The sequence below is a fragment of the Mycolicibacterium brisbanense genome (assembly GCF_001570425.1).
Taxonomy (GTDB): domain Bacteria; phylum Actinomycetota; class Actinomycetes; order Mycobacteriales; family Mycobacteriaceae; genus Mycobacterium; species Mycobacterium brisbanense.
The window spans coordinates 49,707-70,934 of record NZ_BCSX01000044.1 but is presented as its reverse complement, the minus strand read 5'-3'; the positions used below and the strand labels follow the sequence as shown (position 1 = coordinate 70,934).

Genomic DNA, 21,228 nt, shown 5'->3' with positions numbered 1-21,228 from the left:
CTGCCCGGTGACAGCGTTCGCTCAGACGATTCACAGCTGGATCGAGTGGCGATGAAGACCCGAACCCGCATGAGAGGTAGCACGATGACGATCTTCCGCCCTCTGAGGCGAACCTTCGCTGCCGCTGCGGCAACCGCATTCGGCGCGGTCGCAGCCGTCGGTCTGGCGACCTTGGGGCCTGGACTCGGCACGGCGCAGGCAATCTGCAATCCCAGCTGTCACGGCACCTGGTGCCCAGGGCAGCCGGTGGAGTACCTGATCCGCGATCTCGCGAACACGTGGGATCAGAGTGTCTGCCACGACTGGTATCAGGTGGTCAATGGTCCGGAAGCGCACGTGGTCGAAGGGGGACTGCCGGAAGGCACATTCGTGTGTCAGCCCTGGCAATTCATGTGCCCCTAGGGCCGGCTGCGGGTGTTGAGGCGCCCGATCCACACCTCGAAATCGACTCGATCTGGCGCATCGACCGCACCGAAGGTCGCGGAGTCGTCCGCATTCCGGGCCCAACCGCCTGACGGACACCGATCCCTGCGGTCACATCTGTCCGAGCGCGTCGACCTCGGTGACGCTGACCCAGAAGCCTTCGTTGGTCCGGTTGCTGGTGAATCGGGTTCCGTCGTTGAACGCTTCCACCGCCCAGCCATTCACGGTGTAGGTCTGGTCGTAGCGGATGAGGTGCGGCGGGTCGATCACTCCGAGATCGGCGGCGAGGTAGGTGAAGGTGCCGTTCTGGTTGAGCGTCAGCGAGTTCGCGGCGTCGCCCGTGCGGGTCGTCGGCGGATTGACGAACTGCACCGTGCAGTTCACGTGATCGCCCTCGACGCCGCACAACGTGTGACCCGACTCGGTCCTGATGTAGGTGACCCCATTCGGTCCCACGGTCAGGATCTCGTCAGCGTCGGCAACGGCCGGGGCGACCAGCGAGCCTACGAGGACCGCGACCGCAGCGGCCAATCTCTTCAGCATGCGATCTCTCCTCAGCCTCGTGGCCCGGAACAGATGCCCGAGCAAAGAGCCTGAACCGTATCCAGCGAAAGTCCGGCTCGCTTCCAGAAAAATCACAGCCTTTCGAGAAACGGCCTTCAGGTGGGCCGGAACCACCGCGGTACGACGCCCCGACTCCACACCTCGCGTACGGCGACACCGAGCAGCACCAGCATGAACACCGTGAGCAGCGGTAGGTGGAGTTGGCCACCGCCGAGGTATCCCGCTCGTTCGTACAGCGCGGTCAGGATGATCGCCGCCCCGGTGACCGGGGCCAGAACGGTCCCGGCGCCCAGGAGCCATCGCCGACAGAGAATCGCCTCGACCACCGCTGCGATGACGGTCGCCGCCAGAGCGGCCACCGCGACGGTCGCGATGACGTTCGTGTTGAAGAAGTGCTCGCTGATGCCCGACGGTGGCCGATCAGTGAGCGGTTCGTAAGCGCTCCAGCCGTAGTCGGCGTAGCGCCTAGGCATCCCGCCCGTCGCGAGTCCCCAGTCCGACATCAGTCGGGCGACGACGAACACCCACCAGCTGACATGGCCCACGACTCTGGCAACACGCACGCGGCGGAGTCTATCCACCGCCCAGCAGAACTCGCAGATGCAGCAAACGGCTACGCGGTATGCCGCAACGATTTCCGCCACCAGAGCGACGGATACCAAGGACATCTGAGCCGATCGGTGCCACGCTGATGTGCATGTCCGCCGGCGAGCACGTGGTACTCATCCACGGCTCATGGAGCCGTGGTGACCAATTGGCCGCCGCCCGGGCGGCATTCGAAGACCGCGGATACGTCGTGCACAGCCCCACCTTGCGCCACCACGAGCTGCCGTTGCACGAAGGTGCCGGCAAGATCGCGTCCCTGAGCATTCGCGACTACACCGACGACCTTGTGGCACTGGTCGCAGACTTGAGTTCGCCGCCGCTTCTGGTCGGACACTCCCAGGGCGGTCTCATCGCTCAACTGGTCGCTGCGCGCACCTCACACGCCGGCCTGATCGCGGCATGCCCACCTGCGGTAGGGCCGTCAGGGCTGAACCGCACCACGGCCAGAATCTCTCTCCCGCATGCGTTGCAACCCCGGCCGTGGTCAAAGCCGGTGTATCCGCCGTCCTGGGAACAGTTTCGACAGGGCATTGCCCACGCCCACACTGCCGACACCGCCCGCGAGGTGTTCGACGGGTTGGTTTGCGAATCCGGGCGCATGTTGTTTTTCGAGCTGGCACTTCCGTGGCTGGACAGGGCGAAGTCGGCCAAGGTGGACTTCACCGCAATCACGGGTCCGGTACTGGTTATCGGTGCCGGGGCCGACCGTATAGTGCCCGCTCGGCTCGGGCGTCAGACTGCGGCCCGGTATCGGAACGGCACATATGTCGAGATTCCAGGTTGCGACCATCTCGTATTCTCCGGAGAGGTATTGCCGACGACAATGGCTCATATCGATGATTGGATGGCCGCCCACAACGTGTTCGGCGCGTTGTAGTGCTGCCGTTGGACGGTAGAAATCTCGGTGTGAGATGACGTTGACCCAGATGACCTGAGCCGCAACCAAAACGATGATTACCGCGAGTAGGCTGTGACGGCTATGACCTTCCGGGCCGTCATCTGCGCTGTCCTCCATGTGGTGGTTGCCGCCGGGTTTGCCGTCGCCGGCGCCCCTATCGCTGCAGCGGACCCGTCTGGTTTCCCTGACCTGAGTGGACTGACCGACGTCACGTCCAGCCATCAGCTGCGCGCGCCGCATGACCCATCGACGGTGGACGGCTTCGTGTTCACCGCCGACGGCTACGCGTGCAGCGGTGGCGCGACGATGGTGTCCTGCGGGGGAGTGCTGCCGGGGATGACGGGCGTGCCGGTGAGCGTGGGATACGAGACTGGCCCCTGCGAGGTGGACTATGTCAGCGGCGAGCCCGACCTCGCGCGGATGCAGCGCGGCAGGGACGCGTGCCGGGGGCCGGCGACCAATCCCGTCCTGAGTCCCGGGCAGAAGGTGACTTACGGGCCGAGCGTGTGCGGGGTGCTCGCAGGCGGCGTGACCGCCTGCACCAACGGTGTGCACGGTTTCGTCCTGCAGCCATCGGGCAGCTGGTCCTTCTGATCCACCCACGGCGAGGTAATGCTCTGGGTTGCGATGAGTTTCGGCGGCGTACCTGGTCCGACCATGTGACGGCAGCCGACCGCGGCTGCCGCGGACCGCAGGGAGCCTGCCGATGCACACTGTGATGTTCGTGAACCTGCCCGTCGCCGACATCGAGCGGTCGCGGAAGTTCTTCAGCGAGCTCGGGTACACGTTCAACGAGGAGTTCAGCGGCGAGACGGCTGTGACGGTGGTGCTCGGTGAGAACCGATTCGCGATGCTGCTGCAGCGCGACGCATTCGACGCCCTGCACCCGTTGGAGACCGCGGATGCCTCGAAGATCAAGGAGTGCGTCGTCTGCCTGGGCGTCGAGAGCCGTGAGGCCGTGGACGCTTTGGTGGACCGCGCCATCGCCGCCGGCGGTACCGCGGGAGACACCGAAGATCTCGATTTCATGTACGGCCGCAGCTACAGCGACCCAGACGGTCATGCGTGGCAGATCTTTTGGGCGGACCCGACTGCCGCCGCGGGGTAGGTGCCTTTTGGTACGACGGCCTCAGGTGTTGCGCCGGTAGACCGTTGGGGTGACACCGACACGTTGCTTGAACATCGTGGTGAAGTGGCTGGGGGTGGCGAACCCGAGAGCAAGGCTGACCTCGGTGATGGGCAGAGTCGTGGTTGCCAGCAGTGTCTTGGCTCGCTGGACACGTTGGTCGAGTACGTATCGGTACGGCGTCACGCCGAAGCTGCGGATGAAGGCGCGCCGGAAGCCATGCACGGTCATGCCGACAAGCCCTGCGAGAGTGGGAATGTCGATGTCGGTGTCCAGGCTGTCGTGCAGGAATTCGATGAGCCGCCGTTGCTCGTCGGAGTCAAGGAACCGCGCTCGTGGTGGAGTGGATGGCAACTGCCCGTAGTGATCACGGATATGCAGTGAAAGCCCTTGGGCCAGCGTATCTCTCAACAATCGAGCCAGAACGTCGCCGCGTTCGGCGACGTGGGCGATCCTCTCTATCAGGTGATATAACAACGGGTCCTGCTCGTCGGCCGCCGACCGTAAATCGCTGTCGCCGAGGATGGTTGGCGAGAGCGTCAGTTGCGCGAATTCGCAGGCCACATTCCGTGCCTCGGCAGCTGACCGCTGGTCGGCGGGTATGACCCACACATTGCTCGTCCGTGGGGTGATGCGCCCCGCGGGGCCCTGTTCGAAGTCGACCTCTTTGGACGACGCGCCACCGCGCCGCCAGACCAGCACCATGGGTTGCGTCGCAGAAAACGACCATTCGACGATTTTCTCGAACTGCTGAGTGACGAAGCCGATCGTCATACCCGGAAAACTGACATCCCGAAGTGGTTGGCCTTCAATGGTGTTTCCGGCCGATGTATGTCGATCGCCGGTGTCGGACCGGCTCGTCACACTGGCCTGCCGCACGGATGTTGAGCAAACACTCCGTTATATTAACGTCACTGTCGAGCACCGTGCCTGGCTGCGTCGGGGTTTGCGCACCAATCTTGGCTGCGTCCAGGCGAATACATATGGCGAAGTCTCTGCGAAAAGTTGGGACCGGTAGCAAGGGCGACCCGGTCAAGATGTACTGACTCAGACACACAGGAGGCGGCGTGATCGAGAGGTACTCGGACCAGGTGACCGGACCGACCGTCGGATATGTGGCTGCGCTCGCCGTGGCCACGGTCTACGGGGTGCTGTGGCGGATCCTGGTGACGCCGCGGCGACCCGCGGTGACCCAGCCGATCAGCCCGACGGAGCTGGCCTTCCTGCGCTCGGCAGTCGCCCCGGTGGTGGCCGCGCTGGCGGGTCTGCGCGCGGGCGGGCGGATCACCGAGCGGGGACGGGTGGACCATTCCGCGCCGCCCGGCCCGGAAACCGACCACTTCACCGTGCAGGTGCTGCAGCGGGTGGCCGGCGATCCGAAGCACACTGTGCCCAGCCTGTTCGCCGAAGCCCAGGATGATCTGGCTGCCCTCGAGGAACGACTGAGCCGGCGCGGGCTGATGCGGAGTCGAGCCGAACGCCGCCGGATCCGCTGGGGTGCGGGCCCCGCAGTCGCGGTGTTGGCGATGGGACTCGGCGCGTGCGGGTACCTGGCGACGCGACTGTCCGAATTGTCCGATGCTGCTACGTCGTTCGCGGTGCTGCTGACCGCGACGGTGGTGTACGCGGCAGCGGTGCTGCCTTTCCTGCTCAGGGTGGATCGTCTCACCGGTGCGGGTCGCCGTTTGCTCGCCGGGGAGCAACAGCGGCTGGCGTACCTGCGGCCGGCGCAGCGCCCGGCGTTCGGCACGTACGGTCCGGCCGCGGTGGCACTGTCAGCGGCCCTGTTCGGCACCGGCGCACTGTGGCTGGTCGACGCCGACTACTCGAGCGCGGTGCAACTGTCGGGTGACTCGTCCGCAGGGGGCGGCTCCGACGGAGGCGGTTGCGGCACGTCGTGTGGGAGTGACGGTGGCGGCGGCTGCGGAAGCGGATGCGGTGGCGGCTGTGGTGGAGGGTGCGGCGGATGAGCGTCGCGTGCCGCAACGTGCCCGCGCTGGGCGACGTTGGTATCGGGTGGCGGCGTGAGATCGCCGGAGTGATCGGCGATCTGCGGCCGGGATTCTGCGAGGTGATCGCGGAGTCCGTGCCCGTTCGCCGCGGCCGTGCGCGGCCGCACTCGGCTCTGACCGAGTTGGCCCGCGCGGGTGTGCCCGTGGTGCCGCACGGGGTGGCGCTGTCCCTCGGTGGTGCTGAACCCGTGCAGCGCAAACGAATTCAGCACCTGGCGGCGTGCGCCGAGGCGCTCAACGCTCCGGTGGTCAGCGAACACATCGCGTTCGTCCGCGCCGGAGGCATCGAGGCGGGGCATCTGTTGCCGGTACCGCGGACCCGCGAGGCGCTGGATGCGTTGGCCGCGAACATCGAGCGCACCAGGCACGAGCTGCCCGTGCCGTTGGCGGTGGAGAACATCGCGGCCTTCGTGGAGTGGCCCGAATCGGACCTCACCGAATCGGAGTTCCTCTGCGAACTGGTGGAACGCACCGGGGTGCTGCTGGTGCTCGACGTGGCAAATGTCTATGCCAATGCCCGCAACCGGGGGCGCGACCCGCAGCGGGAACTCGCGCGGCTGCCGGTCGCGCAAGTGGCCTACAGCCACGTCGCGGGCGGGCATGACGACGGCGACTTCTACCACGACACCCACACCGCCCGGACTCCGCAGGAGGTGTTGGACCTGGTGACGGCGCTGCGGCAGCGGGTGGACACCCCGTTCATGCTCGAACGTGACGGCCGGTACCCGCCTGCCGCCGAGCTGTTCGACGAGCTCGACGCGATCGCGGCGGCGTCCGGCACCGCGTCGATCACCGCCTCCGCACGTGAGGTGTGGGTATGACCGGCCCGGGCAACTTGGCGCAGCGGCAAGAAGCGCTGGTGCGAGCACTGGTGGCCGGCGGCCCGGTGCCGCAGGGATTCGATCCGCAGGCGGTGGCCGCGGCAGGCGCAGTGTGCCGGCACAAACGCGATGCGCACGCGGGGTCCGTCAGCCGGAGGTCGGGGTGGTGGGCTCGGCTGTGGAGACTGCGGCGCCGCTGATGGCGTGGTGGTCAGACGTCGTGGCTGCTGGTGGGGCCGGTGCGCGGCCCGTACCGCTCTTCGTAAGCCCGGTGGATGTGGGCGTTCTTCTTCCGGGAGAGCTCGTCGACGAGGCCTGGGTTCAGGCCGTGCTTGGCGAGCATGTGGCGCCGCCAGACCTTGTTCAGCGCGTGAGAGAAGTACACGAACGGGATGAAGATCGGCAGCGTCATGCTCGCGTGCAGGTACAGCGACATCGGGATGAACCAGATCGGCGCCAAGACCAGGATCGCGGGGATCGCCACCCGGATCATCATTCGGACGGTCGCACCGGGCCCTGCCAAGTCGTTGGCGACCCAGTCGCGCATCGAATCAGGTAGTCGTCTGCCGTAGCAGTACGCGACATACTGGAGTGGGCCCGGTTTCGTACGCGGGGTGTGACCGGTGGGCATTGCTGAAGGGTATCGCTCGGTATGATGGATTGCGAGTTTTCTCAATTCATCAATAACGGAGGGTAGCGGTGGTGGACAGTATCCTTGACGGTCCCGACCGGCCGCTGTACGAGATCAAGGCCAATCTCTTCAAGGCCTTGGCGCACCCGGCGCGGATCCGTGTACTGGAGATCCTGTCCACGAGTGAGGGCCCCACGCCCGTCAGTGAAATACTGGCCGCCACCGATCTCGAACCGACCCTGCTCTCCCAGCACCTCTCGGTGCTCAAGCGTCACCATGTCGTCAGGGGACACCGCGCAGGCAACGCCGTGTTCTACGCGCTTGCCCACCCCAAGATCGCCGAACTGCTGCTCATCGCCCGGACGTTTCTCGCTGATACCCTTGCCGCCCAACGCGATCGCCTCGCCCTTTCTCCTATACTACCGCCTATCGGTACGCCCCGATAGGAGCCGGGCCCGCCATCCCCGAAACCCGGGGAACCTCCACATACCCACCGACACGAGGAATCCGACATGAGCCAAGCCGACCCGTCACGGAAGCCGGATGACGACGCCACCGCGGTGCACCACGCTCTTTCCGAGCCCGCCGCCGAACCCGGCCCGTACAGGGCGCCGGCGGCCGAGGGAGCGTTCCTCGGCTCCGGTGTTCTGGCCGTCACCCGCGGGCCGATCGTCGGCGCTCAGTTCGTCCTGACCCAGCCGGTCACCGCTGCCGGTCGCCATCCCAACAGCGACGTCTTCCTCGATGACATCACCGTGAGCCGGCATCATGCCGAATTCCGTTGGCTCGACGACGAATACTGGATCGTCGACACCGAAAGCCTCAACGGCACGTTCGTCAATCGCGTTCGGGTGCAGTCTCAGCCGCTGTCGAGCGGCGACCAGATCCAGATCGGCAAGTTCCGCCTCACCTTCACCTACCGCCTACTGCCCTGACACGGCAGAGACGGCTTGGCTCAGCGCTTGCACGCCCGTGATGATCTGTGATTCAGGCTGGTTGGCGTAACCGAGAATGAGCCCCGGCCGAGCCGTCGCGGGGTCGGCATAGCAGGGTCCCAGCGCCTCGACTCGGATCCGCATCGCCGTGGTCTGCTGGATCAACGCGTCGATCGGAAAATCTGCAGGGAATCGGACGGTCAGATGCACTCCGGCGGCCGCGCCGAGCACGGTGGCCTGCGGCAGGTACTCGGCGAGCGCCAGCATCATGGTGTTGCGCCGCGCCAGGTAGCGCCGGCGCATCTGCCGCAGATGCCGATCGTAGTCACCGGACGTCAGAAACCTGGCGAACGCGATCTGGTCCATGACCGAACTTCCGGTGTCAGCAAGGCTTTTCGCGGTACGGATGGGCGCGAGGAGCGATTCCGGTAGCACCATCCAGCCGATTCTCAGACCAGGCGCGAGGGTTTTGCTCGTCGATCCCAGGTACACCACGCGGTCGGGCGCCACGCCCTGGAACGCGCCGACAGGGGCTCGGTCGTAGCGGTATTCGGCGTCGTAGTCGTCTTCGATGACCAGGCCTCCGCCGCGCACCCATTCCAGCAGTGCGGTGCGCCGTGCGGCGGACAGCACGACGCCCGTCGGGGATTGGTGAGCCGGCGTGGTCAGGACGATGTCGGCCCGGCTGTCGGCCAGCGCGTCGACGTCGAGGCCCTGTTCGTCGACGCGGATGGCTATCGGATCGATCCCGTTGCGGCGAAGCACCGTTCGGTGCAGCCAGAATCCGGGATCCTCCATGGCCACCGCGCCTTCGGTGCATTGGGCCAGCAGTGCGATGGCCTGGGTTGCCCCGGAGCACAGCACGATTCGCCGCGGATCGGCGACGACACCGCGGGTACGGCGCAGGTAGTCGGCAATCGCGGTGCGGGCCGCAGGCAGCCCGTGCGGATGCACGTAACCGAATGCGCTGGACTCGATGCCTGCCAGCCCTTGACGCAGCGCACGCAGCCACGCCTGGCGCGGGAAGCTCGCCAGATCCGGTGCGCCAGGCGCGAAGTCGACGTCGTAACGGTGCTTTGACTCGGCGGACGTATCGGGTGCCCCCGACACCGATGTCAGGTCGGCGACGCGGGTGCCCGCGCCCTGGGTGCTGTGCAGGAAGCCCTCGGCGGTGAGCTGGCCGTAGGCATCGACCACCAGCCGCCGGGACACTCCCAGATCGACGGCCAGTACCCGGGTCGACGGCATCCGGGCACCCGGGGCCAGGCGCCCGGTGCGGATGGCCGCGCGCAGTCCGTCGGCGAGTTGACGGTGCAGCGGTTCGCGGCTGGAGCGGTCGAGGACGACAAGCAGTTCGGGTCCGGAAGTGGTACCCGAAACTGTCATGGAAGTGGAGCCTACGCTGAGACCACTACGGGGTTAGCGTATTTGGCATGGTCAGTACAGCGGTTCGCACCCGTTCGCGGTACGCCGTGGTGGTCCTGGCGGTGTTCGGGACCTATTCGGTGCTGCTAGGCCTGTTCATGCTCGCGGCGCCGGGTGCGTTCTTCGACACATTGGGAGCCTTCGGAGTCCGAAACGACCACTACATATTCGACAACGCCTCGTTCGAGCTGCCGCTCGGCCTGCTCATGCTGGGCGCCCTGCGCCGGCCGACGTGGCGGGTGCCGACGTTGGCCTTCGCGACCGCGCACTGGGCCCTTCATGCGCTGAGCCATCTGATCGACCCCCACCACGCGGCGGGCACGTGGGTCGGCTGGCTGGAGGCGGCGGGTTTGGTGGTCACCACCGTGATGCTGGCAATGGCGTTGCGCGCCAGCATGTCCGATGACAGGAGGCAGTGAGATGCGGGTCCTGGTGGCCGGTGCGACCAGTGTGCCGGGCATTCCGTTGCTGCGTGAACTCGCCGAGCGCGGGCACGAGGTGATCGGCGTGACCCGTTCGGCGGCCAAGGCAGAGCAGATCTCTGCCCGCGGTGCCAAACCGGTGATCGCCGATGTTCTCGACGGTGCCCAGATCGCCTCGGTGGTCAAGGAATTCACGCCCGACGCGGTGGTGAGCCTGCTGACCACGCTGCCCAAGCTCGGGCCGATCCGGATCAAGGACTTCGAGCCGGCCAAGCGCCTGTGGAGCCGCGGTGCAGGCAATCTGCTCGCTGCGGCCCAGCAGGCCGGGGTGCCGCGGGTGGTCGCCGAATCGGTGATCTTCGGTTACGGCTACGGCGCGACCGGCCCCGCCCTGATGGATGAAACCGACCCGTATCCGGGTCCGCCGCCGCGCGGGGGAGCGGAGATGCTCGCCGCATTGCGCGGCATGGAACGCGCCGTCATGGGATCGGGCGAGCACAGTGACACCCAGGGAATCGTGTTGCGCTACGGCGTTTTCTACGGTCCCGGCGTCACCCACGACGATCTGTTTCGCAGGCTGGCCCGCTGGTGGGCACTGCCCGCGATAACCGGAACCGGGATGCTGTCATGGGTGCACATCGACGACGTTGCCAAGGCCACCGCCGACGCCCTGGAGCGGGGACGCGGCGGCGAGCTCTACAACATCGTCGACGACCGGCCGCAGTCGTTCGGCGACTATGTCCGTGAGCTCAACGCGCGGCTGCACCGGCTGCGGCCCTGGCCGATATCGCATCGGCTCGTCGGGCTGCTCGCGCCGTACCCGGCGACCGCGTTCGGTACGACCTGGCTGCCGGTTTCCAACGCGAAAGCCAAGGCCGAGCTGGGGTGGACGCCTATTCGCCGGTGAATTGCGGCGGGCGCTTCTGGAACATCGCGGTGACCGCCTCGGCCAGGTCCTTCGACGGCAGGAACGCCGAGTTCCACGCCGCCACGTAGCGCAGACTCTCCGACACCCGCGCGATGCGCTGCTGATCGAGCACGTCCTTGACGCCGGCGACGGTCAGCGGCGGATTGGCCGCGATCTCGGCGGCGGTGGCATGTGCGGCCGCGAGAGAGGCGTCGGCGTCGGGGTAGACGTCGTTGACCAGGCCGATCTTCTCGGCGCGGGCGGCATCGATGTCTTTGCCCGTCAGCACCAGTTCCCGCAGGTGCCCGTCGGACAGGATGAGCGGGAGGCGGGCCAGGCTGCCCACGTCCGCGACGATGGCCAGCTTGGTCTCGCGCACCGAGAACTTCGCGTCGGCGCTGGCGTAGCGGATGTCGGCGGCGCTGATCAGGTCGACACCGCCGCCGATGCACCAGCCGTGGATGGAGGCCACGGTCGGGGTCCGGCTGTCGGCCACGGCAGTGATCGCGGCCTGCATGGCCTGCAGCTTCTTGTGGAAGTCGGCGCGCGCCTTGGCGCCCGCGTCGAGGCCGGGCAGAGTGGCTCCCATGGCGGGCAGATCCAGCCCGTAGCTGAAGTTCTTGCCGGAGCCGGTGAGCACGATGGCGCGGACTTCCGGGTCGGTGTCGAGCGTGCCGAACACCTCCGGCAGCTCCGCCCAGAACGCCGGCCCCATCGCGTTGCCCTTACCGGGCCCCAGCAGGGTGACCTGGGCGACGTGGTCCTTGACGTCGACCGAAACGGACTCGTAGGTGTCAGCCATGCACGTGACACTACCCAACCGGTCGGTCGGGTCGTGCATTCAGCCGCTGGCGCACGGACGACACCAGCAGATCGAGACCGAACTCGAACTCGGCGTCGTGATCGCACGATGCCAGTTCGTCCGCCGACTCCGCGACGGCGGGCAAACCGACGGACAGCAGGTCGGCGTGCGGACCGGAGATCACCGTCGCCGCGGATCCGTTGGCCGTGATGCCACTTTCACGCAGCAAGGAACCGACCAGAAATGCGATGTGTGCCCGCATAACGTGCACGGCCAGCGAGCGCTCGAGGCCGGCCCGCCGCAGCGCTCGCAGCGCCAGGTCGACGATCGGCAGCAGGGCGGGGCGGTCGGGGCTGCGCACCAGCAGCAGCGGCGCGCTGCTCGGGTACCGCATGGCAGCGGTGCGGAACGCGTACGACGTCGCGCGCACAGCGTCGGGCCAGTCCATGGAATCGACATCGGGTATCACGACCGAGCTCAAAACCCGGTCGGCCATAGCGTCCAGCACATCGGCCTTGTCGGCGACATGGTGGTACAGCGACGTCGTCTTGACTCCCACGGCCGCGGCGATTCGGTGCAGCGACAGTTTCTCCAAGCCCTCGCTCTCAGCGAGATCTAGTGCAGCCGTGATGATTTCGTCACGGCTGAGCGGACCACGGAGAGTGGTTCGAGCAGCCATGGCGGCTCCGTCCTGAAGATTGCGGCGGCGGTGCGCAACGCCCATCGTAAGGTGACGCGCAAAATGCGAGGTCGGTCGCGGCGCGCGGGGCACACTACGGATATGGACGAAGTCGAATCTGCCGAAGCCACGCTAGGGGTCTTGGACGGGGTGCTCAAAGGCATCAGCGACGAGGATCTGGGGCGACAGACGCCGTGTCGTGAATTCGACGTGGCCGCGTTGACCGATCACTTGCTGAATTCCGTCACCGTGATCGGCGGCGCCGCGGGCGCCGACATCCCGGAGCGCGACCCGCATGCGCCGCTGCGTGATCAGGTTCTCGCCGCCGCGCGTCCGGCGGTGCTGGCGTGGCGTCAGCGCGGGGTCGACGGCACCGTCCCGTTCGGTGACGGCGAGGCTCCCGCAGCGATGATGGCTCGCATCCTCTCGCTGGAATTCCTGGTCCACGCTTGGGATTACGCCGCGGCGGTGGGAAAGCCCGTCGAGGTGCCCGACGCGCGGTCCGAATCGGTCCTGCAGTGGGCGCAGGGCATCATCACGCCGGACGGTCGGGTGCGCGCCGGCTTCGACGATCCGATCGAGGTGCCCGCGGACGCGTCGGCGCTGGATCGGCTGCTTGCCTTTACCGGACGCCGACCGCGCTAGAGGCGTTCCAGGAAGAAATACAGATAACGCCCCTCTACGACGGCGCCCTTGCCGTTCATGATGCCCATCACGGTCTTGTCGTCGACAACCTTGAAATGGTCGTGAACTGGCTTGCCGTCGTAGACCATCGTCGCGGTCACCTCGCCGCGGAACTCCTCCAGCCACAGGCTGGCCTCGCCGTTCATGGCTTCGGTGTTGGAGAACTTGTTGCCGTCGCTGTCCAGACACACCAGCGGTTTTGCGTCCGACGCCGAGTTGAACGTCTTGCCGAACCAGTTGAGGCGCTTCATGAATCCGTTGGCCTTGTGGCCGGTCTGGAATTCCCCGCCCCGCCACTCGCCGAGCATGAAATCGATGCTCGCAGGCGTCAGCACAGCCCACAGTGCGTCGAGTTCGGCATCGGGAATCTGCCCGTCGCGATTCTTGAACGCATCGAACGTGTTGCGGGCGTCGGTCATCGTTGTCCTATCCAGCGCGTGGCGAATTCGAGGAACGCGTCGTTTTCGTGCGGGGCGCCGATGGTCACGCGCACACCGTCTTCACCGTACGGGCGAACGACGAGCCGGTTGTCGGCGGCCTGCGCGACGAAGTCGCCCGTGCGCTCGGCGAGCGGCAGCCAGACGAAGTTGGCCTGGGACGGCGGCAGCGTGAATCCCGCGTCCCGCAGAGTGGCGCTGACCCGGTCGCGTTCGGCGACGACGGTGTCGGTGCGGGCCAGCAGTTCGTCGGCGGCGTCCAGGCAGGCGACCGCGGCGGCCTGCGACAGGCTCGTGGCGCTGAACGGCACGTAGACCTTGCCCAGGGCCGTCACGACGTCCGGGTCGGCGATGGCGTAGCCGACCCGCAGCCCCGCGAGTCCATAGGCCTTCGAGAACGTGCGGAGCACAACGACGTTGGGATGGGTGCGGGCCAGTCCGAAGCTGTCGGGTGCCAATCCGTCGCGGATGTACTCGATGTACGCCTCGTCGAGCACGATCAGGATGTGCGACGGGACCGCGGCGACGAACCGGGCCAGGGCCTCGGGGTCGACGACCGTGCTGGTCGGGTTGTTCGGGTTGCACACGAAGATCAGCCGGGTCCGGTCGGTGATCGCGGCCAGCATGGCGTCCAGGTCGTGGGTGTGGTCGCGCAGCGCCACCTGGACCGGGGTGGCGCCTGCCGTGCGCACCTGCAGCGGATAGACCTCGAAACTGCGCCACGCGAATAGCACTTCGTCGCCGACCGTGCACGTGATCTGGATCAACTGCTGGCACAGGCTCACCGAGCCGCAGCCGACGGAGATGTGCTCGGGCGTGAAGTCGGTGTGCTTGGCCAGGGCCTCGCGCAGGTCGCGGTAGCCGTTGTCGGGGTACCGGTTGAGGTTGTCCATCGCCTCGGTGATCGCGGTCCGAACGCTGGGCAGTGGGCCGTGCACGGTTTCGTTGCTGGCGATCTTGATGGCGCCGGGAACCGTCTTGCCGGGTGTGTAGGCGGGAATCTGGTCCAGCACGGGGCGCAAACGGGCGGTCACCCGACCAGCATAGGGCGGCCGAAAAGCCGCTTTGCTTCTAGCGGTCAGGCATGTGTAGGCTGTGCCCTCGGCGGTTCCGGGGACAGTCTGAAAGCCAGATCGGGTCCGGTACCCTCAAGAAGTTCAGGAGGCGTGCCAGAGCGGCCGAATGGGACTCACTGCTAATGAGTTGTCCCCTTTACGGGGGACCGGAGGTTCAAATCCTCTCGCCTCCGCCACGGCTGGAACGTCAGCCGTACAACTGAATACGTGCACGCGCCCGTAGCTCAACGGATAGAGCATCTGACTACGGATCAGAAGGTTAGGGGTTCGAATCCCTTCGGGCGCACAATTGAGTGCAGGTCAAGCGGTGTTTGTCGGGCAGCCGACAAACACCGCTTCTGTATATCCCGGCTATTCCGCGCATGCGACCCGGCGTTCACGGCGGCGGCGGTTCCGGCGGGGGAGCTGGGGCAGGAAGGGTTATCGGCGGCAACCCGGGGATCTGGATGACGTTGGGCGGTGGCACATCGCCGGGTGGAGGTGGTGGCGCCTGCGGCGGTGGCACGTAGACCGGCGGCGGTGGCACGTAGCCCGTGCTGGTGTTGATCGTGATGATCGAGCCGGGAATGGTCTTGCCGCTGGGGGTCGTGCCAACCACCGAACCCCTTGTGGCCTCGCTGTTCACCTGGACGGGTTGATCGGCGACTCGGAAGCCCGCGTCTTGCAGGCGTTTGCGTGCCTCGTCTACCTTCATGCCGGTCACATTGGGCACCTGGCCGCCGGGGCCACCGTCGACATAACGCGGGTCGACGGGTGGCAACGCCACCGGGCCGAAGTCGTTGGCGATCGGGCTCATCGCGCCATACCACGTCAGGGCGGGCTCGGTGCCGCCGAACAGGTTGCCGTCACCGCATTTGCGCAAGGGGTAGGAGCACAGGCCTGACGGCGTAGCGGAGTCGTCGAAAATGTAGTTCGCCGCTGCATAGCGGTTGGTGAAGCCGAGAAACGCCGATGACCGGTGGGCTTCTGTGGTGCCGGTCTTCGCGGACATCGGCAGGGTCCAGTTGACCGAGCTCGCCGCGCCGGCCGCTGTCCCGTTCACGGCGTCCTTGCTGAGCGCGTTGGACAACGTGTTGGCCAAGCCCTCGGGCACCACCTGTTCGCACGGGGCTCTGTTGACGGTCACTTCACGGCCGTTGCGGTCGAAAATCCTGTCGATGGGGCTCGGCGGACACCACGTGCCGCCCGAGGCCAGTGTCGCCCCGACATTGGCCAGCTCGAGCGCGTTGAGCTCGAGCGGACCGAGCGTGAAGGATCCGATGTTCTGCCGCTTGACGTAGTCGGCGATGCTGTCGTTCGGGTCGGAGCTGTATGCGCCCGCGCTGCCGGGCTCGGCATAGGTTCTCATGCCCAGTCGGACCGCCATGTCCACCGCATGCGGCACCCCGATCTGCGAGATGAGTTTGGCGAAGGCGGTATTGGGTGACTGGGCCAACGCGTCGGTGACGCTCAGCGGACTTCGGTAGGGCCTGACGTTGGTCACACACCAGGTTTCCTTGGGGCATCCGGGCGCATCGCTGTTGCCCAGGCCCTTGCCCAGAAACGTCTGGGGGACATCGAGTTGGGTGCTGATCCCCATGCCCATCTCGAGGGCGGCGGCGGTGGTGAAGATCTTGAAGACCGACCCGCCGCCGTCCCCGACCAGGGAGAACGGCTGGGGTCGCACCGTCTGATTGGCATCGAGGTCGAGGCCGTAGGCGCGGCTGTCGGCCATTGCCACGAGCCGGTGCGTGTCCTTGCCCGGAATGATGACGCTCATCACGCTGGCCACACCGTCGGTGTGTGGGCTGGCCCGTTTGTCGATCGCCGATTTGACGCTGTCTTGCACTTTGGGGTCCAGCGTGGTGCGGATCAGATAACCGTTGCGCGCAATGTCCTGCACGGTCAGACCTGCGCGCGCCAGGTATTGCAGCACGTACTCGCAGAAGAAGGCGCGGTCACCGGCGGCGATGCAGCCCTGCGGCAGCGGGGCGGCCTGGGGGAGTACACCCAACGGTGTGCCCTTCGCGGCGCGCAGTTCATCGGCCCGCTCCGGCAGGTAATCGATCAAGGTGTCGAGCACGGTGTTGCGCCGGGCCAGGGCGCCGTCCGGGTTGCTGTACGGGTTGAGGGTGCTGGTGGACCGCACCAGGCCGGCCAGCAGCGCGGCCTGCGGCCAGTTGAGCTGTGCGGCGTCGACACCGAAGTACGTGCGGGCCGCGTCCTGCACGCCGAAGGAACCGTTGCCGAACGACACCAGGTTCAGGTAACGGGTCAGGATCTGCTCTTTGGACAGTTCCTTGTCCAAGGCCAGCGCTATCCGCATCTCGCGCAGCTTGCGCGCGGGGGTGGCCTCGACGGCGGTCCGACGCTGCGCGTCCGTTTTCGCCGTGACCAGAAGGTTGTAGTTCTTGACGTACTGCTGCTCGATGGTCGACCCGCCGCGCACCTCCTCGACTCCCCGCAGATAACCGAACAGCCCGTTGAGGGTGCCCTGGATGTCCACCCCGTTGTGTTCGGTGAAGCGCTTGTCCTCGACCGAGACGATCGCCAGCTTCATGGTGTTGGCGATCTGATCGCTGCGCACCACCCACCGGCGCTGGTCGTACAACCAAGCGATCGGGGTTCCTGCGGCGTCGACCATGGTGGTGACTATCGGTGCGTCACCGGCGAGTACTTCCGAGGAGTCCTGTGCGACCGCGTCGGACAGCCGCCCCGCCAGCATGCCTGCGCCGCCGAAGGCCGGGAACAGCAACGCCGCCACGAGCACCCCGGCCAGCATGCAGAGCGAGGCCAGCCGGGCAACCAAAGCCCACTTTCGCGGGCCCGGGTCGGACATGGATACAGCGTATGGTGATGTGCTCGCGAATTTGGACGAAACGTGCTGTCCCAGTCGCCTTCCGGACGCTCAGGTGCTCAGCTCGGGTTGGGCGTCGACCAGTGCCGGCCGCATCGAGCGCAGGACCGGCAGCAGGAAGGTCCGGGCGTAGTTCTCTGGGCCGTCAGGGGCGTCGATGTTCACCGCGCCGCCGGGGATGAGGATCAGCGAGTGGATGGCGCGCGAGAGGTACTCGGCGAAGGGGGCACGCGCGGCCTGCGGAAGGTCCTCGTGGTCGAAGGTCGAGTCGACGAAGCCGCGGGCCAGGTTCAGCGCCATGCTGTCCTCGGCGATCAGGTACGGCAGCAGCACCTCGGGGTTGACGCGTAACACGGTGGTCAGGGCGGGGTGGTTCCGCAGCAGTCGGTAGGCCTGCGCGAACCCGTGCACGAGTCGGTCCTCGGAGTCTTCGTACTGGTCGACAACCTCTTGAATGCCCGCGAAGTAGCGGGCCAGCTCGCTCTGCACCAGCGCGCTGATCAGCGCGTCGCGACCTTTGAAGTAGAGGTACAGCGTGGCCCGGCCGATCTTGGCCTGCCGGGCGATCTCCTCCATGGAGAACTTGCGCAAGCCCGTGATCGCGGCCAGTTGCAGCGCCCCAGCCAGGATCCGTTCCCGGGTGTCGGCCGAGTAGGCGCTGGTCGCGGGCCGTCGCTTCACGAGTTGATTCTATGCATAGACAGAAAGACAAGAACTGTCTAACCTTCCAAATCATGACAGTGTTGTCCAAGATGTCCGACGTACCGGGCTACGAAGCTCAGCGGCAGGAGATGGCCGACCGGCTGATCGGCGGCTCGATGCGGCGGTCCTACAACTCGGAAATCGATATCGACTGGGACGCTCCGCAGGATCCGGACCTCTTCTATCTGCCGCCCGAAGGGGTGTCCCTCTACGGCACGCCGATCTGGGAACAGATGACCCACCGCGAACGCGTCGAGCTGTCCCGCCAGGAGGCGGCCAACCTGCTCAGCCGCGGCGTGTGGTTCGAGAACACGCTCAACCAGGGCCTGCTGCGGGCGATGCTGTATCAGGACCCGACCTCACGCAATGTGCACTACGCGCTGACCGAGATCGGTGACGAGACCCGCCACATGATCATGTTCGGCCGCACCATCAGCGCCATCGGCGCTCGGCCCTACCGGTTGTCCAAGCTTCAGGCCTTCAGCGTGCAGCGGCTGCCGTCGCTCTACAAGGGTCTGCTGCTGTGGGGCGCCGCCTTGTGTGGCGAGGAACTGCTCGACGATCTGCAGCGCCGCTTCGCGCACCACCCGCAGCTGCAACCGATCATGGCGCAGGTTTTCCGCATTCACATCGCCGAGGAAGCGCGGCACATCCGCTATGCACGCGAGGGAGTTCTGCGGCGGCTGCAGCACTCGACGTGGTGGGAGCGGCGACTTGCCAAGGACCTCAACGGAATCGCCGCCTTCGTCATCCGCCGCCTGATGTACGACAAAGAGGTCTACCGGCGCTGCGGTCTGGACGTCAAGGAGGCGATGCGCCAGTCCCGGGCCAACCAGCAGGTCGGCGCGATCCGGCAGGAATCCTTCCGCAGCCTCTATCAGTTCATGGAGGACAACGGGCTGATGAGCTGGATTTCCCGCCGCTTCTGGCGCTACTACGGATTCCTGGAGTGAGCCGGCCGGTCGATGTTGCCGTAGTAGCTTCGGCGACAACACCTCTGGTTCGGGCACTGCGAGCCGACGTCGTCCTCGGATCAGCCGATCCGGCGGTGTTCGACGCGGCAACCGACCGTTGGTTGACCGGGGACGTCGCCGCACGGGTGCTGATCGACACGACACCGCAAACCGGGGCTCGCACAGGCCTGTTGGATGACGACGTAGCGCGGGCCCGGTTCGGAGCACACCCGTACCTCGGGCTTGCCCGGCACGGCTTCCCCAACCACTTCACGGTCACCGACGAAGATGCCGCCCGCTACGTGTCGGCATGTCTCGATGCGCTGCGGGACCGGGCGTGCACGCGTGTTGAGGTCAAGCCGCACGTGCAGAGCCAGTACAGCCGCCAGGTGGATGCCGGCATCGCCCGCCCGGGCCGAAAGGCGCGTCGCACACCGGATCTCGCGGAGTATGAGTTCACCAGCGCGCGGGATCGCGACGAGGACGACGAGGACTACCGTGGTCCTGCTGTACTGATCGCTGCCGACGGCACCGAGACCGACGTGCAGGTCCATCTGCTGGCGTTGTATCAGCCCGTCGACAACATGGTGCGCTGGTCGGGACGAATCCAACCGTCGCAGGAACTCGCACGCCTGCACCGCGACGTCAATCAACCGGTGCAGATCCGCATCGACGATCGGCCGCCGGTGCCCGCCATCCTGGTCGACCACGACCCGTGGGGTGGTTCACACATTGTCGGCGAAGGACTTTCGCCGTATCCGCTGCCCCTGCTGGCCGAACTGGCCCGGCTCGACGGATAGGACTTTCGTGACATACGTCGTCACCCAGAACTGTTGCAGTGACGCGTCGTGCGTCGTGGTGTGCCCGGTGGGCTGTATCCATCCCACCCCGGACGAACCCGGATTCGCAACGGCCGAGATGCTCTACATCGACCCGGACACCTGCGTGGACTGCGGTGCCTGCGCCGACGCCTGCCCCGTGGACGCGATCCGGCCCGACACCGCATTGGCGGCCGACGACCACTGGTACATCCGGGCGAATGCCGAGTATTACCAGAGCAATCCGCCCAGTCCCGAGTGGTACCGGCGGCAACCGCGGCGGATCGCGCGGGTGAGTGCCGAGGGGCTGCGGGTCGCGATCGTGGGATCCGGCGCTGCCGGGTTCTACGCCGCCACGGCGTTGCTGCGTCACCCGGGAGTGCGGGTCGACATGTACGAGAAGCTCTCCGCCCCACACGGGTTGATCCGCTACGGCGTGGCTCCCGACCACCCCGCGACCAAGGCGGTAGCCGGCCAATTCCGTTGGCCTGCAGGGCAACAGAAACGATTTACGCTGCACCTGGGTGTTGAGGTGGGCGGCGCCGGCCTCAGCCACGAGGCGTTGCTAGACCGGCACCACGCCGTCATCTACGCCACCGGCTCCGCGGGCGAACGCCGGCTCGACATCCCCGGTGAGGATTTGCCCGGGGTGATCGGGGCGCTGCCGTTCGTGGGGTGGTACAACGGCCATCCCGACCACGCCCGGCTGGCTCCCGACCTCACGGGCCGGCGTGCCGTGGTCATCGGCAACGGCAACGTCGCACTCGATCTGGCGCGGATCCTGACTGCCGATCCGGATGCGCTGGCGGACACTGATATCGCGAAGCCCGCGCTGAGGGCACTGCGGGGCAGCGCGATCGACGAGGTGGTCATTCTCGGGCGCCGCGGGGCTGCCCATGCCGCCTTCACCACTCCGGAGCTGTATGCGCTGAGTCGGGTTCCCGGGCTCGACGTGATCGTCGACCCGGAGGATGTCGCGCACGGTGACGGGCCCAAGCTCGAACTGTTGCGGGAACTCGCCGTGCGGCCGGCCACCGGAGCCAAACGCATCGTCATCCGGTTCAATGCGGCGCCGGTGGAGATCGTCGGCGACGGCGCGGCGGCCGGAGTTCGGTTGAGCACCGGCGAATTCGTCGAAGCGGGGTTGGTGCTGCGGTCGATCGGATTCGGCGGCGCCACGTTCGACACCGTCGCTGGGCGGGTGTCGGCCGGGGTCTACGCGACGGGGTGGGCGCGCCGCGGCCCGACGGGCGGCATCGGCACCAACCGCACATGTGCGGAGGAAACGGTCGACACCCTGCTGGCCGACTACGCGGCAGGCGCCCTGAGCGCGCCGCGGCGTTCAGAGCCCGCGGGACGACGGCTGCGCCTGTGGCCGGTCCGATCTCAGGACAAGGTCGCGACATGAAAAAGGTCGACGCGTCACGCTCCAGCTAGGGGAGGAGCGGACGCGCCGACCTTGGCCAGGGTA

Annotated in this window: 26 protein-coding genes and 2 tRNA genes; 17 read left to right on the top strand and 11 right to left on the bottom strand. The window is 66.7% G+C overall.

Annotated elements, in window-relative coordinates; genetic code table 11:
• Positions 1-84 precede the first annotated feature (84 nt).
• Positions 85-402 (top strand): hypothetical protein, encoded by a 318-nt coding sequence (locus RMCB_RS24675; protein WP_029370888.1) that lies wholly within the window; start codon positions 85-87, stop codon positions 400-402.
• Positions 403-534: 132 nt separating this feature from the next.
• On the opposite strand, the gene RMCB_RS24670 is transcribed toward RMCB_RS24675, so the two are convergent.
• The gene (locus RMCB_RS24670; protein WP_062830869.1) at positions 535-966 is read right to left on the bottom strand and encodes a hypothetical protein; all 432 of its coding nucleotides are present in this window, start codon (positions 964-966) and stop codon (positions 535-537) included.
• 116 nt (positions 967-1,082) lie between these two features.
• On the bottom strand, positions 1,083-1,550 hold the full coding sequence (locus tag RMCB_RS24665; RefSeq protein WP_234792227.1) for a hypothetical protein: 468 nt from the start codon (positions 1,548-1,550) through the stop codon (positions 1,083-1,085).
• Positions 1,551-1,684: 134 nt separating this feature from the next.
• On the opposite strand from RMCB_RS24665, the gene RMCB_RS24660 reads away from it, so the two are divergent.
• The 3 genes from RMCB_RS24660 to RMCB_RS24650 all read left to right on the top strand — a co-directional run bounded on the left by RMCB_RS24660 (position 1,685) and on the right by RMCB_RS24650 (position 3,599).
• Positions 1,685-2,470: an alpha/beta hydrolase gene (locus RMCB_RS24660; protein ID WP_062830868.1), complete on the top strand. Its 786-nt coding sequence runs from the start codon at positions 1,685-1,687 to the stop codon at positions 2,468-2,470.
• A 93-nt stretch (positions 2,471-2,563) separates the two neighbouring features.
• Positions 2,564-3,085, top strand: coding sequence for a hypothetical protein (locus RMCB_RS24655; protein ID WP_131805571.1), 522 nt, complete (start codon positions 2,564-2,566; stop codon positions 3,083-3,085).
• A gap of 112 nt (positions 3,086-3,197) precedes the next feature.
• The gene (locus RMCB_RS24650; RefSeq protein WP_062830866.1) at positions 3,198-3,599 is read left to right on the top strand and encodes a VOC family protein; all 402 of its coding nucleotides are present in this window, start codon (positions 3,198-3,200) and stop codon (positions 3,597-3,599) included.
• A gap of 21 nt (positions 3,600-3,620) precedes the next feature.
• Here the strand turns inward: RMCB_RS24650 and RMCB_RS24645 are convergent, their stop codons facing one another.
• Positions 3,621-4,391, bottom strand: coding sequence for a helix-turn-helix domain-containing protein (locus tag RMCB_RS24645; RefSeq protein ID WP_063979666.1), 771 nt, complete (start codon positions 4,389-4,391; stop codon positions 3,621-3,623).
• 293 nt (positions 4,392-4,684) lie between these two features.
• On the opposite strand from RMCB_RS24645, the gene RMCB_RS24640 reads away from it, so the two are divergent.
• The 3 genes from RMCB_RS24640 to RMCB_RS24630 are packed head-to-tail and all read left to right on the top strand — an operon-like array spanning position 4,685 to position 6,650.
• Positions 4,685-5,587 carry a TIGR04222 domain-containing membrane protein gene (locus RMCB_RS24640; protein WP_062830865.1) on the top strand — a complete coding sequence of 301 codons (903 nt, stop codon included), beginning with the start codon at positions 4,685-4,687 and terminating at the stop codon, positions 5,585-5,587.
• On the top strand, positions 5,584-6,450 hold the full coding sequence (locus RMCB_RS24635) for an MbnB/TglH/ChrH family RiPP precursor modification enzyme (RefSeq protein ID WP_062830993.1): 867 nt from the start codon (positions 5,584-5,586) through the stop codon (positions 6,448-6,450). Before RMCB_RS24640 ends, RMCB_RS24635 begins: the two co-directional genes overlap by 4 nt.
• The gene (locus tag RMCB_RS24630; protein ID WP_062830864.1) at positions 6,447-6,650 is read left to right on the top strand and encodes an SCO6045 C-terminal-like domain-containing protein; all 204 of its coding nucleotides are present in this window, start codon (positions 6,447-6,449) and stop codon (positions 6,648-6,650) included. Before RMCB_RS24635 ends, RMCB_RS24630 begins: the two co-directional genes overlap by 4 nt.
• Positions 6,651-6,661: 11 nt before the next feature.
• Here RMCB_RS24630 and RMCB_RS24625 read toward each other — a convergent pair whose 3' ends face one another.
• On the bottom strand, positions 6,662-7,081 hold the full coding sequence (locus RMCB_RS24625; protein ID WP_029370896.1) for a DUF5313 domain-containing protein: 420 nt from the start codon (positions 7,079-7,081) through the stop codon (positions 6,662-6,664).
• A gap of 68 nt (positions 7,082-7,149) precedes the next feature.
• On the opposite strand from RMCB_RS24625, the gene RMCB_RS24620 reads away from it, so the two are divergent.
• Positions 7,150-7,527, top strand: a complete 378-nt coding sequence (locus RMCB_RS24620; protein WP_407662141.1) for an ArsR/SmtB family transcription factor — start codon at positions 7,150-7,152, stop codon at positions 7,525-7,527.
• Positions 7,528-7,593: 66 nt separating this feature from the next.
• Entirely contained in the window at positions 7,594-8,016 is a 423-nt protein-coding gene (locus tag RMCB_RS24615) for an FHA domain-containing protein (protein WP_062830863.1), read from the top strand.
• Here the strand turns inward: RMCB_RS24615 and pdxR are convergent.
• Positions 8,005-9,402, bottom strand: coding sequence for a MocR-like pyridoxine biosynthesis transcription factor PdxR (pdxR, locus tag RMCB_RS24610; RefSeq protein ID WP_062830862.1), 1,398 nt, complete (start codon positions 9,400-9,402; stop codon positions 8,005-8,007). The genes RMCB_RS24615 and pdxR overlap by 12 nt on opposite strands.
• A 47-nt stretch (positions 9,403-9,449) precedes the next feature.
• On the opposite strand from pdxR, the gene RMCB_RS24605 reads away from it, so the two are divergent.
• Positions 9,450-9,860 carry a hypothetical protein gene (locus RMCB_RS24605; RefSeq protein WP_029370900.1) on the top strand — a complete coding sequence of 137 codons (411 nt, stop codon included), beginning with the start codon at positions 9,450-9,452 and terminating at the stop codon, positions 9,858-9,860.
• Entirely contained in the window at positions 9,844-10,770 is a 927-nt protein-coding gene (locus tag RMCB_RS24600; protein WP_234792226.1) for an NAD-dependent epimerase/dehydratase family protein, read from the top strand. Before RMCB_RS24605 ends, RMCB_RS24600 begins: the two co-directional genes overlap by 17 nt.
• Here RMCB_RS24600 and RMCB_RS24595 read toward each other — a convergent pair.
• Both RMCB_RS24595 and RMCB_RS24590 read right to left on the bottom strand, forming a co-directional pair.
• Positions 10,757-11,572: a crotonase/enoyl-CoA hydratase family protein gene (locus tag RMCB_RS24595; RefSeq protein WP_062830991.1), complete on the bottom strand. Its 816-nt coding sequence runs from the start codon at positions 11,570-11,572 to the stop codon at positions 10,757-10,759. The genes RMCB_RS24600 and RMCB_RS24595 overlap by 14 nt on opposite strands.
• Positions 11,573-11,582: 10 nt before the next feature.
• Positions 11,583-12,251 (bottom strand): TetR/AcrR family transcriptional regulator C-terminal domain-containing protein, encoded by a 669-nt coding sequence (locus RMCB_RS24590; RefSeq protein ID WP_063979673.1) that lies wholly within the window; start codon positions 12,249-12,251, stop codon positions 11,583-11,585.
• A gap of 102 nt (positions 12,252-12,353) precedes the next feature.
• On the opposite strand from RMCB_RS24590, the gene RMCB_RS24585 reads away from it, so the two are divergent.
• A complete protein-coding gene (locus tag RMCB_RS24585) occupies positions 12,354-12,896 on the top strand; it encodes a TIGR03086 family metal-binding protein (RefSeq protein ID WP_109784416.1) in 543 nt (180 codons plus the stop codon).
• On the opposite strand, the gene RMCB_RS24580 is transcribed toward RMCB_RS24585, so the two are convergent.
• Both RMCB_RS24580 and hisC read right to left on the bottom strand, forming a co-directional pair.
• The gene (locus RMCB_RS24580) at positions 12,893-13,354 is read right to left on the bottom strand and encodes a DUF4334 domain-containing protein (RefSeq protein WP_062830859.1); all 462 of its coding nucleotides are present in this window, start codon (positions 13,352-13,354) and stop codon (positions 12,893-12,895) included. The two genes, RMCB_RS24585 and RMCB_RS24580, sit on opposite strands and share 4 nt — an antisense overlap.
• Complete coding sequence (gene hisC, locus RMCB_RS24575) at positions 13,351-14,406, bottom strand: histidinol-phosphate transaminase (RefSeq protein ID WP_062830858.1); 1,056 nt, start codon at positions 14,404-14,406, stop codon at positions 13,351-13,353. Before hisC ends, RMCB_RS24580 begins: the two co-directional genes overlap by 4 nt.
• A 126-nt stretch (positions 14,407-14,532) precedes the next feature.
• Between hisC and RMCB_RS24570 the strand changes: the two genes are divergently transcribed.
• Both RMCB_RS24570 and RMCB_RS24565 read left to right on the top strand, forming a co-directional pair.
• A tRNA-Ser gene (locus tag RMCB_RS24570) sits at positions 14,533-14,624 on the top strand.
• Between the two features lie 37 nt (positions 14,625-14,661).
• Positions 14,662-14,734, top strand: a tRNA-Arg gene (locus RMCB_RS24565).
• A 90-nt stretch (positions 14,735-14,824) separates the two neighbouring features.
• On the opposite strand, the gene ponA2 is transcribed toward RMCB_RS24565, so the two are convergent.
• Positions 14,825-17,266, bottom strand: a complete 2,442-nt coding sequence (gene ponA2, locus RMCB_RS24560; protein WP_062830857.1) for a transglycosylase/D,D-transpeptidase PonA2 — start codon at positions 17,264-17,266, stop codon at positions 14,825-14,827.
• 69 nt (positions 17,267-17,335) lie between these two features.
• Complete coding sequence (locus RMCB_RS24555; protein WP_062830856.1) at positions 17,336-17,965, bottom strand: TetR/AcrR family transcriptional regulator; 630 nt, start codon at positions 17,963-17,965, stop codon at positions 17,336-17,338.
• Positions 17,966-18,018: 53 nt separating this feature from the next.
• On the opposite strand from RMCB_RS24555, the gene RMCB_RS24550 reads away from it, so the two are divergent.
• From RMCB_RS24550 to RMCB_RS24540, 3 genes are read left to right on the top strand one after another with little or no spacing between them, the layout of a single operon-like run.
• Positions 18,019-18,939 carry an AurF N-oxygenase family protein gene (locus RMCB_RS24550; RefSeq protein ID WP_029370908.1) on the top strand — a complete coding sequence of 307 codons (921 nt, stop codon included), beginning with the start codon at positions 18,019-18,021 and terminating at the stop codon, positions 18,937-18,939.
• On the top strand, positions 18,936-19,739 hold the full coding sequence (locus RMCB_RS24545) for a DUF4873 domain-containing protein (RefSeq protein WP_165606319.1): 804 nt from the start codon (positions 18,936-18,938) through the stop codon (positions 19,737-19,739). The genes RMCB_RS24550 and RMCB_RS24545 overlap by 4 nt, the downstream gene beginning before the upstream one ends.
• Before the next feature lie 7 nt (positions 19,740-19,746).
• A complete protein-coding gene (locus RMCB_RS24540) occupies positions 19,747-21,165 on the top strand; it encodes an FAD-dependent oxidoreductase (RefSeq protein WP_063979665.1) in 1,419 nt (472 codons plus the stop codon).
• Positions 21,166-21,228: the final 63 nt, after the last annotated feature.